11 protein-coding genes are annotated in these 13,331 nt (G+C 71.6%); 10 read left to right on the forward strand and 1 reads right to left on the reverse strand.

Translation table 11 applies throughout. From position 1 onward, the window contains the following. Positions 1-198 precede the first annotated feature (198 nt). Positions 199-480 (forward strand): HU family DNA-binding protein, encoded by a 282-nt coding sequence (locus ACFV6X_RS05945; protein ID WP_365454050.1) that lies wholly within the window; start codon positions 199-201, stop codon positions 478-480. Positions 481-643: 163 nt separating this feature from the next. Here the strand turns inward: ACFV6X_RS05945 and murA are convergent, their stop codons facing one another. After that, positions 644-1,984, reverse strand: coding sequence for a UDP-N-acetylglucosamine 1-carboxyvinyltransferase (gene murA / locus ACFV6X_RS05950; protein ID WP_365454053.1), 1,341 nt, complete (start codon positions 1,982-1,984; stop codon positions 644-646). Positions 1,985-2,247: 263 nt separating this feature from the next. Here murA and ACFV6X_RS05955 point away from each other — a divergent pair, with 263 nt between their 5' ends. From ACFV6X_RS05955 to ACFV6X_RS05995, 9 genes are all read left to right on the forward strand, one after another. Beyond that, entirely contained in the window at positions 2,248-2,820 is a 573-nt protein-coding gene (locus ACFV6X_RS05955) for a YqgE/AlgH family protein (RefSeq protein WP_385378263.1), read from the forward strand. 51 nt (positions 2,821-2,871) lie between these two features. Continuing rightward, complete coding sequence (locus ACFV6X_RS05960; protein WP_365454059.1) at positions 2,872-3,165, forward strand: DUF3039 domain-containing protein; 294 nt, start codon at positions 2,872-2,874, stop codon at positions 3,163-3,165. A gap of 235 nt (positions 3,166-3,400) precedes the next feature. Next, positions 3,401-4,693, forward strand: a complete 1,293-nt coding sequence (locus ACFV6X_RS05965) for an extracellular solute-binding protein (RefSeq protein ID WP_385378266.1) — start codon at positions 3,401-3,403, stop codon at positions 4,691-4,693. Then, positions 4,690-5,655 (forward strand): carbohydrate ABC transporter permease, encoded by a 966-nt coding sequence (locus ACFV6X_RS05970; RefSeq protein ID WP_385378269.1) that lies wholly within the window; start codon positions 4,690-4,692, stop codon positions 5,653-5,655. The genes ACFV6X_RS05965 and ACFV6X_RS05970 overlap by 4 nt, the downstream gene beginning before the upstream one ends. Continuing rightward, entirely contained in the window at positions 5,652-6,497 is an 846-nt protein-coding gene (locus tag ACFV6X_RS05975; protein WP_385378272.1) for a carbohydrate ABC transporter permease, read from the forward strand. The genes ACFV6X_RS05970 and ACFV6X_RS05975 overlap by 4 nt, the downstream gene beginning before the upstream one ends. A 1-nt stretch (position 6,498) precedes the next feature. Next, a complete protein-coding gene (locus tag ACFV6X_RS05980; protein ID WP_385378275.1) occupies positions 6,499-8,136 on the forward strand; it encodes a beta-N-acetylhexosaminidase in 1,638 nt (545 codons plus the stop codon). Positions 8,137-8,409: 273 nt separating this feature from the next. Beyond that, entirely contained in the window at positions 8,410-9,303 is an 894-nt protein-coding gene (locus tag ACFV6X_RS05985) for an FAD binding domain-containing protein (protein WP_385378278.1), read from the forward strand. Continuing rightward, on the forward strand, positions 9,300-10,976 hold the full coding sequence (locus ACFV6X_RS05990; RefSeq protein WP_385378280.1) for a 2Fe-2S iron-sulfur cluster-binding protein: 1,677 nt from the start codon (positions 9,300-9,302) through the stop codon (positions 10,974-10,976). Before ACFV6X_RS05985 ends, ACFV6X_RS05990 begins: the two co-directional genes overlap by 4 nt. Continuing rightward, the gene (locus ACFV6X_RS05995) at positions 10,973-13,282 is read left to right on the forward strand and encodes a xanthine dehydrogenase family protein molybdopterin-binding subunit (protein WP_385378283.1); all 2,310 of its coding nucleotides are present in this window, start codon (positions 10,973-10,975) and stop codon (positions 13,280-13,282) included. The genes ACFV6X_RS05990 and ACFV6X_RS05995 overlap by 4 nt, the downstream gene beginning before the upstream one ends. The last annotated feature ends 49 nt before the right edge of the window (positions 13,283-13,331 follow it).

Genomic DNA, 13,331 nt, shown 5'->3' on the forward strand with positions numbered 1-13,331 from the left:
TCTCACGACTCCTGCGGGTGCCGGATTGGCATTCCCGCCGCAGGTGGGGGCAGGATGCGTCCCTGGGCGCGAGCGTCTGACGACGGACCCGGGTCCGGGACCGTCCGAGGACCCTGGCAGCATCGGCTTCGCTGTGCCCGATATGCGGCTCCGCCGCGTGGCACGCCTCAATGGCAAGAAGAACACGGGAGTAACAACATGAACCGCAGTGAGCTGGTGGCCGCGCTGGCCGACCGCGCCGAGGTGACCCGCAAGGACGCCGACGCCGTGCTGGCCGCGTTCGCCGACGTCGTCGGCGAGATCGTCTCCAAGGGCGACGAGAAGGTCACCATCCCCGGCTTCCTGACCTTCGAGCGCACCCACCGTGCCGCTCGTACCGCGCGCAACCCGCAGACCGGTGACCCGATCCAGATCCCGGCCGGTTACAGCGTGAAGGTCTCCGCGGGCTCCAAGCTCAAGGAAGCCGCGAAGGGCAAGTAAGCGCGCAGACGCCGCGCCGGATCAGCGCCGCGGGGCGGCCGCGGGTCCGTTGTGGCTTGTCGCGTAGTTCCCCGCGCCCCTTGAGGGCGTCGCAGCACAACGCCGATGGGGCGGCCACCCGAGACCGGGTGGCCGCCCCATCGGCGTACCGCTGTGCCCGCCGTCAGCCGAGCGGCTTGCCCGGCAGCTCCACCTTGGCGCCGAGCTCCACGAGCTTCTCCATGAAGTTCTCGTAGCCGCGGTTGATGAGCTCGATGCCGTGCACCCGGGACGTGCCCTGGGCGGCCAGCGCGGCGATGAGGTACGAGAAGCCGCCGCGCAGGTCGGGGATGACCAGGTCGGCGCCCTGGAGGCGGGTGGGGCCGCTCACGACCGCCGAGTGCAGGAAGTTGCGCTGGCCGAAGCGGCAGTTCGAGCCGCCGAGGCACTCGCGGTAGAGCTGGATGTGGGCGCCCATCTGGTTGAGCGCGGAGGTGAAGCCGAGACGGGACTCGTAGACCGTCTCGTGGATGATGGACAGGCCCGTGGCCTGGGTGAGGGCCACGACCAGCGGCTGCTGCCAGTCCGTCTGGAAGCCGGGGTGGACGTCCGTCTCCAGGGCGATGGACTTCAACTGGCCGCCGGGGTGCCAGAAACGGATGCCCTCGTCGTCGATCTCGAAGGCCCCGCCCACCTTCCGGTAGGTGTTGAGGAACGTCATCATGGACCGCTGCTGCGCGCCCCGGACGTAGATGTTGCCCTCGGTCGCCAGCGCCGCGGACGCCCAGGAGGCGGCCTCCAGCCGGTCCGGGAGGGCGCGGTGGGTGTAGCCGCCGAGCTGGTCCACACCGGTGATGCGGATGGTCCGGTCGGTGTCCATCGCGATGATGGCGCCCATTTTCTGCAGGACGCAGATCAGGTCCTCGATCTCCGGCTCCACGGCCGCGTTCGCGAGCTCCGTGACGCCCTCCGCGAGGACGGCGGTCAGCAGCACCTGCTCGGTCGCGCCGACGGACGGGTACGGCAGCGAGATCTTCGTACCGCGCAGCCGCTGCGGGGCCTCCAGGTACTGACCGTCCGCCCGCTTCTCGATCGTCGCGCCGAACTGCCGCAGCACGTCGAAGTGGAAGTCGATGGGCCGGCCGCCGATGTCGCAACCGCCGAGGCCGGGGATGAACGCGTGGCCGAGGCGGTGCAGAAGGGGGCCGCAGAAGAGGATCGGGATGCGGCTCGACCCCGCGTGGGCATCGATGTCGGCGACGTTGGCGCTCTCCACCCGCGTCGGGTCGAGCACCAGTTCGCCCGGCTCCTCGCCCGGACGCACCGACACGCCGTGCAGCTGGAGCAGACCGCGGACCACACGGACGTCACGGATGTCCGGGACGTTGCGCAGCCGACTCGGAGCACTGCCGAGCAGGGCGGCGACCATGGCCTTCGGTACGAGGTTCTTCGCACCGCGGACACGGATCTCGCCCTCCAGCGGGGTGCCGCCGTGGACAAGCAGGACATCGTCGTTGACGGTCATGTATCTCGCGTTCCGATGAGTTGGGCAAGGGCCGGAGAGACAGAGTAATCGCCGTCGACCCCCCTGCCGTAAGCCCGAGGACCACTCAGCCCTGTCATAGCTCTGTCACAACACGAACCGTTCTGTACCGGGCACGTGGGGTCACGAAGGCCGCCGGACGGGCGGCCGTGCGCCGGGGACGCTTCCGTCCGCCCTGAGCTGCGTTCACTCCTGTCGCCGGATTGACTCCCCACGTGGGGGGAAGTTGCGGGATCATGTCTGGCATGACCGAGGTGTCCTCGCTCACAGGGCGGCTGCTCGTGGCCACCCCCGCCCTGGCGGACCCGAACTTCGACCGTGCGGTCGTGCTGCTTCTCGACCACGACGAGGAGGGCTCGCTCGGTGTCGTCCTCAACCGGCCGACTCCGGTGGGGGTCGGCGACATCCTGGAGGGCTGGGCGGAGCTGACCGGTGAGCCCGGGGTCGTCTTCCAGGGCGGACCGGTCTCGCTGGACTCCGCACTCGGTGTGGCGGTCATCCCCGGCGGCACGTCCGGCGACGTCGCCCCGCTCGGCTGGCGGCGCGTGCACGGCGCGATCGGCCTGGTCGACCTGGAGGCCCCGCCCGAGCTGCTGGCCTCCGCCCTGGGCTCGTTGAGAATCTTCGCCGGGTACGCCGGCTGGGGCCCGGGCCAGCTCGAGGACGAACTGGTCGAGGGCGCCTGGTACGTCGTGGAGTCCGAGCCCGGCGACGTCTACTCGCCGTTCCCCGAACGGCTCTGGCGCGAGGTGCTGCGCCGCCAGCGCAGCGAGCTCGCGATGGTGGCCACGTACCCCGACGATCCCTCGCTCAACTGACGGCCGTCCTTCGCGCAACCGTTGCCTGTCGGCTTCAGTACCCTTGGCCGTATGAGCACTCTCGAGCCCGAGCGCGGGACTGGTACGGGGACACTCGTAGAGCCCACGCCGCAGACTTCCCACGGCGACGGTGACCACGAGCGCTTCGCCCACTACGTCCAGAAGGACAAGATCATGGCGAGCGCACTCGACGGTACGCCCGTCGTGGCGCTGTGCGGCAAGGTCTGGGTGCCGGGCCGCGACCCGAAGAAGTACCCCGTGTGTCCCATGTGCAAGGAGATCTACGAGTCCATGGGCGCCGGCGGAGACGACAAGGGCAAGGGTGGCAAGGGCGGCGACAAGTAGCTGTCCGACCGTTTCCTGAGTGATGTCCGGGAGGCCCCCGGGGCGCGCTGCGGCGTGACCCGGGGGCCTTTTCGTCCTGTGCCGCCGTCATGTCGCGCGTTCATGTCACGAAGTGGTTGAGACCTCTTGTGGACATGTTCATGTAGTTCATAACCTCCGGCTTGTTGTTGTGCAGAGCGAAACCGTCATTGCACATGTTGCAACGGCATGCTGCGACACCCCTCGGAGGCACTCCATGAAGCTGTCCGTCCGACTGGCCGCCGTCGCGGTCGTCCTGGTCACCGCCGCCTGCGCCCCGCAGACGTCGGGCGACTCCGGCTCCGGCAAGGACGAGCGGTCCGGCACGCTGCGCGTCTGGCTGTTCCAGGAGGTCAACAACAAGCCGAAGGAGCAGGTCGTCCAGTCCGTGGTCGACGGCTTCGAGAAGGCGCACGAGGGCACCGAGGTCACCGTCGAGTACATCCCGGTGGAGACCCGCGCGCAGCGCATCAAGGCCGCCTTCAACGACCCCAAGAGCGCCCCCGACGTCATCGAGTACGGCAACACCGACACCGCCGGCTATGTGAAGGACGGCGGCCTGGAGGACGTCACCAAGGACTTCGCCTCCTGGAGCGAGGCCAAGGACACCGACCCGACCGCCAAGCAGTCGGTGACGGTGGACGGCAAGATCTACGGCACCCCCTACTTCGTGGGCGTACGCGCCCTGTACTACCGGACCGACGTCTTCGACGAACTCGGCCTCGACGTGCCGAAGTCGCAGGCCGAGCTGATCGAGACGGCGCGGCGGATCCGCGCCGCCCAGCCCGACCTGTACGGCCTCGCGGTGGGCGGTGCCTACACGTACGGCGCGATGCCGTTCATCTGGGCCAACGGCGGTGAACTGGCCACCGGCAAGGGCGGCTCGTACGCCTCCGCCATCGACAGCGCGGAAGCGCGCAAGGGCATCGAGGCGTACACCTCGCTCTTCGGCGACGACAACTGCCCGGCCGCCAAGTGCGCGGGCATGACCGGCAACGACACCATCACCGCGTTCGCCTCGGGCAAGGCGGGCATGGCGATCGGCGGCGACTTCAGCCACCAGGCCGTGGAGGCCGGGGCGGTGAAGGGCAAGTACGCGGTGGTGCCGCTGCCTGGCGTGGCCTCCGGCTCGGTCGCGCCCGCGTTCGCGGGCGGCAACAACATCGGCGTACTGAAGAGCACCTCGCACCGCACCCTGGCCGTCGACCTGATGCAGCGGCTCGCCTCCAAGCGGACGCAGGGTGAACTCTTCGACGCGATGGGCTTCCTGCCGACCTTCACGGACGTGCGCGGCCAGGTGGCCGGGCGTGAGCCCTTCGTGAAGCCGTTCGTCGAGACGCTGGCCGCGGAGACGAGGTTCGTGCCGGCCTCGCCGGCCTGGGCGCAGATCGACTCCTCGCTCGTGCTGCCGACGATGTTCCAGGAGATCGTCAGCGGCAAGAAGGACGTCGGCGCCGCCGCGCGGGACGCGGCGAAGAAGATGGACGCGGCGTTCGGCTCCGCCGGATGACGCCGGTGACCCCTGACAGTTCGGGTGTCGCGGCTCGTGGGCGGCTGCGGGTCGGTGGGGGCTTGTCGCGCGGTTCCCCGCGACCCTCTCGGCACGGGGGTGTGCCTTGGCTGTACCTTGCGCCGGCGCTCGTCGTCGTCGCCGGGCTGCTCGTCTACCCGGTCTACCAACTGGGCCTGATCTCCTTCCTGGAGTACACCCAGGCCCAGGTCAGTGGTGGCGAGCCCACCTCGTTCCAGGGGTTCGGGAACTACACGCGGCTCTTCGGTGACGAGCAGTTCTGGCAGGTGCTGCTGGCCACCGTGGTCTTCGCGGCCGCCTGCGTCCTCGCCACGCTCGCCGTGGGCTGCGCGCTGGCCGTGCTGCTCACGCGCGTGCGGGCGGTGCCGCGGCTCGCGCTGATGCTGGCCGCGCTGGGCGCGTGGGCGACCCCGGCGGTCACCGGCTCCACGGTCTGGCTGCTCCTGTTCGACCCGGACTTCGGTCCGGTCAACCGGATCCTCGGGCTCGGCGACCACTCGTGGACGTACGGCCGGTTCAGCGCCTTCTTCCTCGTCCTGCTCGAAGTGGTGTGGTGCTCCTTCCCGTTCGTGATGGTCACGGTCTACGCCGGCATCCGCGCCGTCCCCACGGAGGTGCTGGAGGCCGCGGCGCTGGACGGCGCCTCGCAGTGGCGGATCTGGCGCTCCGTGCTGGCGCCGATGCTCCGCCCGATCCTGGTGATCGTCACCATCCAGTCGATCATCTGGGACTTCAAGGTCTTCACACAGATCTACGTCATGACGAACGGCGGCGGCATCGCGGGACAGAACCTGGTCCTGAACGTCTACGCCTACCAGCAGGCGTTCGCCTCCTCGCAGTACAGCCTCGGCTCGGCGATCGGCGTCGTGATGCTGCTGATCCTGCTCGCGGTGACGCTCGTGTATCTGCGGCTGCTGCGCAGGCAGGGGGAAGAGCTGTGAATCTTTTGAGCGGCCTGGTGCGCAGGCCGTGGCGGACGGCTGCCGAGGCGGCGGCGCTGCTGATCGCGGTGGTGGTCGCCGTCCCCCTCTACTGGATGGTGCTGAGCGCCTTCAAACCGGCCGGGGAGATCGAGTCGGCGACCCCTCGGCCGTGGACCCTGACCCCGTCCCTGGATTCCTTCCGGCGGGTCTTCGGGCAGCAGGAATTCGGCCGGTACTTCGTCAACAGTCTCGTCGTCGCCTGCACCGTCGTGATCGTCTCGGCACTGATCGCGTTTCTCGCCGCGACGGCCGTGACACGATTCCGGTTCCGCTTCCGGACCACCCTGCTGATCATGTTCCTGGTGGCCCAGATGGTGCCCGTGGAGGCGCTGACGATCCCCCTGTTCTTCCTCATGCGGGACTTCGGGCAGCTGAACACACTGGGCGCGCTGATCCTGCCGCACATCGCGTTCTCCCTGCCCTTCGCGATCTGGATGCTGCGGGGGTTCGTGAAAGCGGTGCCGGAGACGCTGGAGGAGGCGGCGTACATCGACGGGGCGAGCCGGGCGCGATTCCTGTGGCAGATCCTTTTCCCGCTGGTCTTCCCGGGGCTGGTGGCCACGAGCGTGTTCTCCTTCATCGCGGCCTGGAACGACTTCCTGTTCGCCAAGTCCTTCATCATCAGTGACACTTCGCAGTCCACGCTGCCGATGGCGTTGCTGGTCTTCTACAAGCCGGAGGAACCGGACTGGGGCGGCGTGATGGCGGCGTCCACGGTGATGACGATTCCGGTGCTGGTGTTCTTCGTGCTGGTGCAGCGCCGGCTCGTGTCGGGGCTGGGTGGAGCGGTAAAGGACTGACATGAGTGAACTGATTCCGGCGCCCCGCGCCGTCGAGGGCCCGTCCCCGTGCGGAGTCCCCCTGGACGGGGACACCCCCCTGTGGGCCGCTCCGGGCACGCAGACGACGGAACGCTGGCTGCGGGCCACGCTCGGCGCGGCCCTCGGGCTGCCGCTGCGCCCCGCCCCGGAGGACGGCCGAGGGGGCGTACGTCTGCTGCTCGACGACTCGCTGAAGCCGGAGGCGTACCGGCTGAGCGCCACCGCCGACCGGGGCGTGGAGATCCGTGGCGGTGACCCGGCAGGTGTCTTCTGGGGCGCGCAGACATTGCGTCAGCTGCTCGGCCCGGAGGCCTTCCGGCGCGCACCCGTCCGGCCGGACCACACCCTCGGCATCCCGCACCAGATCATCGAGGACTCACCTCGATTCCGCTGGCGCGGTCTCATGCTCGACGTGGCCCGGCACTTCATGCCGAAGGACGGTGTGCTGCGTTACCTGGATCTGATGGCCGCCCACAAACTCAACGTCTTCCACTTCCATCTGACGGACGACCAGGGCTGGCGTCTCGAGATCCAGCGATACCCGAGGCTGACCGAGGTCGGCTCCTGGCGGGCCCGCACCAAATTCGGCCACCGGGCCTCGCCGTTGTGGGAGGAGAAGCCGCACGGCGGCTACTACACCCAGGACGACATCCGGGAGATCGTCGCCTACGCCGCCGAGCGGCATATCACCGTGGTCCCGGAAATCGACGTACCGGGGCACTCGCAGGCCGCCATCGCCGCGTATCCGGAACTCGGCAACACCGACGTCGTCGCGTCCGCCACGGCAGGGGACACCGCCCTGTCCGTCTGGGACAGCTGGGGGGTCTCCCCGAACGTCCTCGCCCCTGCCGACAACACCCTGCGCTTCTACGAAGGGGTGTTCGAGGAAGTCCTCGATCTGTTTCCCTCGGAGTTCATTCACGTCGGCGGTGACGAATGCCCGAAGGACCAGTGGCGGCGCTCGCCCGCCGCGCAGGCGCGGATCAGGGAACTGGGGCTGGCCGACGAGGACGAGTTGCAGTCCTGGTTCATCGGCCACTTCGACACCTGGCTCTCCGCGCGCGGGCGCCGGCTCATCGGCTGGGACGAGATCCTGGAGGGCGGACTCGCGGCGGGGGCGACGGTGTCCTCGTGGCGCGGCTACGCGGGCGGGATCGCCGCCGCCCGGGCCGGTCACGACGTCGTGATGTGCCCCGAGCAGCAGGTCTACCTTGATCACCGGCAGGCCGACGGCGCGGACGAACCCGTACCGATCGGCTACGTGCGCACCCTGGAGGACGTCTACCGGTTCGAGCCCGTTCCGCCGCAGCTCACCGAGGCCGAGGCCGGTCGTGTGCTGGGCACGCAGGCCAACGTGTGGACCGAGGTGATGGAGAACCAGGCCCGCGTGGACTACCAGGCCTTCCCGAGGCTCGCCGCCTTCGCCGAGGTCGCCTGGAGCGCCCTGCCCCCCCCGGCGGAACGGGACTTCGCCGACTTCGAACGCCGGATGGCCGCCCACTACCGCCGACTTGACGCCTTGGGCGTCGCCTACCGGCCGCCCGCCGGGCCACGGCCCTGGCAGCGCCGCCCCGGGGTGCTCGGCCGCCCGATCGAGGGGGCGCCGCCGAACAGGTAGGCCCCGGCGCGAAAAGCGGGCAGGCCTCGAACAGGCGGGAAAAAAAGCGGACAAGGGTCACCGAAGAGTGGCAATCTCCTGCTGGCCGGCGATGCGCGTCGATGTACGCACAAATCGGGCCATCTCCCCGATGAGGTGGGCGAATGTCTCCTAGCGGACCCCCGTCTTCGGGTCCTGCGAAGATGTGCCAGAGTTGCCACGTCCGCCCTGTCGGCACGTACCGTACGGCCACACAGGCGGGACCAGGTGGGGCAGCGGGAAGGGGCAGCCGGTTTGACCACGCACGCACCGCAGGCGGGGCAGGCCGTCACGCTGCCCGCAACGCTGGACGAGGCCGTGGCGGCGCTCACCGCCATGCCCGCCGCCGTGCCCGTGGCCGGTGGCACCGATCTGATGACCTCGGTCAACTCCGGTCAGCTCAGGCCCGCCGCACTGGTCGGCCTCGGCCGGATCAGCGAGATCCGCGGCTGGCAGTACCAGGACGGCCACGCCCTGCTCGGCGCCGGCCTCACCCACGCGCGGATGGGCCGCCCCGACTTCGCCGCCCTCATCCCGGCGCTCGCCGCCGCCGCGCGCGCCGCGGGCCCGCCGCACATCCGCAACGCCGGCACCCTGGGCGGCAACATCGCCACCGCGGCCCCCACGGGCGACGCGCTGCCCGTACTGGCCGCCCTGGAGGCGGCGCTGGTGATCGCGGGCCCGGGCGGAGCCCGCCGGGAGATCCCGGTGTCGCATCTGCTGGCGGGCGTGGAGATGCTCCGTGCCGGTGAACTCATCGGGTACGTGCGTGTGCCCCTGCTGCACGCCCCGCAGGTCTTCCTCAAGGCGACCGGACGGACCGGCCCCGGGCGGGCCGTCGCCTCCGTGGCGCTGGTCCTCGACCCCGCCCGGCGCGGGGTGCGGTGCGCCGTGGGTGCCATAGCGCCGATGCCGCTGCGGCCCCTGGAGGCCGAGCAGTGGGTCGCGCAGCTCATCGACTGGGACAACAACCGCGCGATCGTCCCCGAGGCGCTCTCCGCCTTCGGCGAGTACGTCGCCGCGGCCTGCATCCCCGACGCGCCACCGGCCGAGGACGGTTCGGTGCCACAGCTTCCGCCTGCCGTACTGCACCTGCGGCGCACCGTCGCCGCGCTGGCCCGACGAGCACTGGGGAGGGCACTGTCGTGACCGACGACCAGCACGGAGAGGGCACGCCCCAGGGCGGTGGACGCTGGGACCCGCTGCCCCAGGGCGACTACGACGACGGCGCCACCGCCTTCGTGAAACTCCCCGAGGGCGGCATCGACGCGCTGCTGGCCGCCGCCGACAGTCCGCTCGCCGCGCCCGGCCACGGCTACGTGCCGCCGCCGATAACGGTCACGCCCGCCACCGGTACCGACCCCGCGGCCACCGGCACCTGGGGTGTGCCCTCCGAGGGCGCGCAGTGGCCCGACCCGAACGCGTCGCCCCAGGGGGGCGGCCAGGACCGGTTCACGTACGACCCCGGGACGACCGGGCAGTGGAACTTCGAGGGGACCGGCCATCCGGAGGCCGGGCATCCGCACGCGGGCCACCCGCAGGCCGCGCCCGCACCCGGCCACGACGTGACCGGGCAGTGGTCGATCCCCGTCGCGAACGGTGACCTTCCGGACGAGTCGGGCGAGTTCACCACGTCCGCGCTCGTGGAGCAGTGGGGCGGTACGCCGCCGACCACGCTTCCCGGAGGGGCGTCCGCGCCGTGGGCCACCGAGACCGGAGGGCAGCCCTGGGGACACGAGGACGCGTTCGGGCACGACGGCGGGCAGCGGCACGACGGCGGTCCGCGGCACGAGGACGGGCCGGGACACGAGGGCGGGCCGGGACACGCCGGTGGGCTGTACGCCGACGCCCCCGCGCAGCACCCGACGGGAGGCGTCCCCGCGGGCGGTGAGGGCCCCGACGGCGCTCACGAGGCAGCGGGGGCCCTGGAGGGCGTGGAGGCGGCTGAGAGGGCCGCTGAGGCGCCGGGGGGTATGCCGGGTGCGCCAAAGGGCTTGGAGGCCGCTGAGGGCCCGTCCGAGGGCTCCGGCGAGAGCGTCGCCGGGCGTGCCGCGGGGTCCCCGAGTGCCACCGGAGCTTCCGCGCCGGCCGGGGACGCGGACGCCGGGCCGGAACACGCCGCCCTCGAAGGCGAACCGGACGCCTCGGCCGAGCCGTCCGGCGCCGCCTCGCACGAGGACCACCCCCTCGCCTCGTACGTGCTGCGCGTCAACGGCGCCGACCGCCCCGTCACCGACGCGTGGATCGGCGAGTCGCTGCTCTACGTGCTGCGCGAGCGGCTCGGCCTCGCGGGCGCCAAGGACGGCTGCTCGCAGGGCGAGTGCGGGGCCTGCAACGTCCAGGTCGACGGGCGGCTCGTCGCCTCCTGCCTGGTGCCCGCGGTCACCGCGGCCGGCAGCGAGGTGCGCACGGTGGAGGGCCTGGCCGTCGACGGGCGGCCGTCGGACGTGCAGCGGGCGCTCGCCAAGTGCGGTGCCGTGCAGTGCGGTTTCTGCGTGCCCGGCATGGCGATGACCGTGCACGACCTGCTGGAGGGCAATCCGGCGCCGACCGAGCTGGAGACCCGCCAGGCGCTGTGCGGGAACCTCTGCCGCTGCTCGGGCTACCGGGCCGTGCTCGAAGCCGTCAAGGACGTCGTCGCCGAACGCGACGCGCACTCCGCGGCCGACGCGCCCGGACCCGACGCCGACGAACCGCGGATTCCTCATCAGGCCGGTCCCGGGGCCGGCGGCGTCAACCGGTCGGCGTTCGAGTCCCCCGGGGGACCGCACGGAACGCGTGACCAGTCCTACGGACAGGGACAGGACGGAGGCCAGGCGTGAGCAACGAAGCCGCCACCGCGACCACCACCGCGGAGGCCGTGCCCGCCGCGGAGCCGCTCCCGCACGGCCTGGGCGCCTCCCTGGCCGCCGCCGACTCCCGCGCGAAGACCGAGGGCACCTTCCCCTACGCGGCCGACCTGTGGGCCGAGGGCCTCCTCTGGGCGGCAGTACTGCGCTCACCGCACCCGCACGCGCGCATCGTGTCCGTCGACACCACCCACGCGCGCGAGATGCCCGGCGTACGGGCCGTCGTCACCCACGAGGACGTGCCGGGCTCGGCGTATCACGGACGTGGCAAGGCCGACCGCCCGGTGTTCGCCTCCGAGGTCGTACGCCATCACGGCGAGCCCATCGCCGCCGTCGCCGCCGACCACCCGGACACCGCGCGCATGGCGGCCGCGGCCGTCATCGTCGAGTACGAGGTGCTCGACCCGGTGACCGACCCCGAGCAGGCGTTCGAGGCCGAGCCGTTGCACCCGGACGGCAATCTGATCCGGCACATCCCGCTGCTGCACGGCGACCCCGACGTGCAGGGCGAGGTCGTCGTCGAGGGCCTGTACCGCATCGGCCGGCAGGACCCGGCCCCCATCGGTGCCGAGGCGGGCCTCGCGGTGCCGCGTCCCGACGGCGGCGTGGAGCTCTACCTGGCGTCCACCGACCCGCACGCCGACCGCGACCGGGCCGCCGCCTGCTACGGGCTGGAGCCCGAGCGCGTCAAGGTCGTCGTCACCGGCGTGCCCGGCGCCACCGCCGACCGCGAGGACCCGGGCTTCCAGCTGCCGCTCGGCCTGCTGGCGCTCAAGACCGGCTGCCCGGTGAAGCTGACGGCGACGCGCGAGGAGTCCTTCCTGGGCCACACGCACCGCCACCCCACGCTGCTGCGCTACCGCCACCACGCCGACGCCGAGGGCAAGCTGGTGAAGGTCGAGGCGCAGATCCTGCTCGACGCGGGCGCGTACGCCGACACCTCGGCGGAGGCACTGGCCGCGGCGGTGGCCTTCGCCTGCGGACCCTACGTCGTCCCGAACGCCTTCATAGAGGGCTGGGCCGTGCGCACCAACAACCCGCCCTCGGGTCATGTGCGCGGCGAGGGCGCGATGCAGGTCTGCGCCGCCTACGAGGCACAGATGGACAAGCTGGCCAAGAAGCTCGGCATCGAGCCGGCCGAACTGCGCCTGCGCAACGTCATGTCCACGGGCGACGTCCTGCCCACCGGCCAGACGGTGACGTGCCCGGCGCCGGTCGCCGAACTCCTCCAGGCGGTACGCGACTTCCCGCTCCCCAAGCTTCCCAAGGACACGCCCGCCGACGAGTGGCTGCTGCCCGGCGGCCCCGAGGGCGCGGGCGAACCGGGAGCGGTGCGCCGGGGCGTCGGCTACGGGCTGGGCATGGTCCACATGCTCGGCGCGGAGGGCGCCGACGAGGTCTCCACGGCCACCGTGAAAGTCCAGGACGGCGTGGCGACCGTGCTGTGCGCGGCCGTCGAGACCGGGCAGGGCTTCGCCACGCTGGCCCGGCAGATCGTCCAGGAGACGCTCGGCATCGACGAGGTGCACGTGGCGCCGGTCGACACCGACCAGCCGCCCGCCGGCCCGGGCTGCCGCGGCCGGCACACCTGGGTGTCGGGCGGTGCGGTGGAGCGCGCGGCGAAGATGGTCCGTACGCAGTTGCTGCAGCCGCTGGCGCACAAGTTCGGCATGTCCACCGAGCTGCTCCAGATCACCGACGGCAAGATCACGTCGTACGACGGCGTGCTCTCGACGACCGTCACCGAGGCGCTGGACGGCAAGGAGCTGTGGGCGACGGCGCAGTGCCGCCCGCACCCCACGGAGCCGCTGGACGCGTCCGGGCAGGGCGACGCCTTCGTGGGGCTCGCCTTCTGCGCGATCCGCGCGGTGGTGGACGTCGACATCGAGATCGGCTCGGTACGGGTGGTGGAGCTGGCGGTCGCGCAGGACGTCGGCCGGGTGCTGAACCCGGCGCAGCTGACGGCGCGGATCGAGGCCGGCGTCACCCAGGGCGTGGGCATCGCCCTCACGGAGAACCTGCGCACGCCGCGTGGCGTGATACGGCACCCCGACCTCACCGGGTACGCCCTGCCGACGGCGCTGGACGCGCCCGACATCCGGATCGTGAAGCTGGTCGAGGAGCGGGACGTGGTCGCGCCGTTCGGCGCGAAGGCGGTCAGCGCGGCGCCGGTGGTGGCTTCACCGGCGGCGATCGCCTCGGCGGTGCGGGCGGCGACGGGGCGACCGGTGAACCGGCTGCCGATCCGGCCGCAGGCGGCTGTGGTGACGGGGCAGTGATACGGGGGATGCCGGGAGCCCGGGGGCCGATCGGGTGACACCGGTGACG

The sequence above is a fragment of the Streptomyces sp. NPDC059861 genome, assembly GCF_042731435.1.
Classification (GTDB): Bacteria; Actinomycetota; Actinomycetes; order Streptomycetales; family Streptomycetaceae; genus Streptomyces.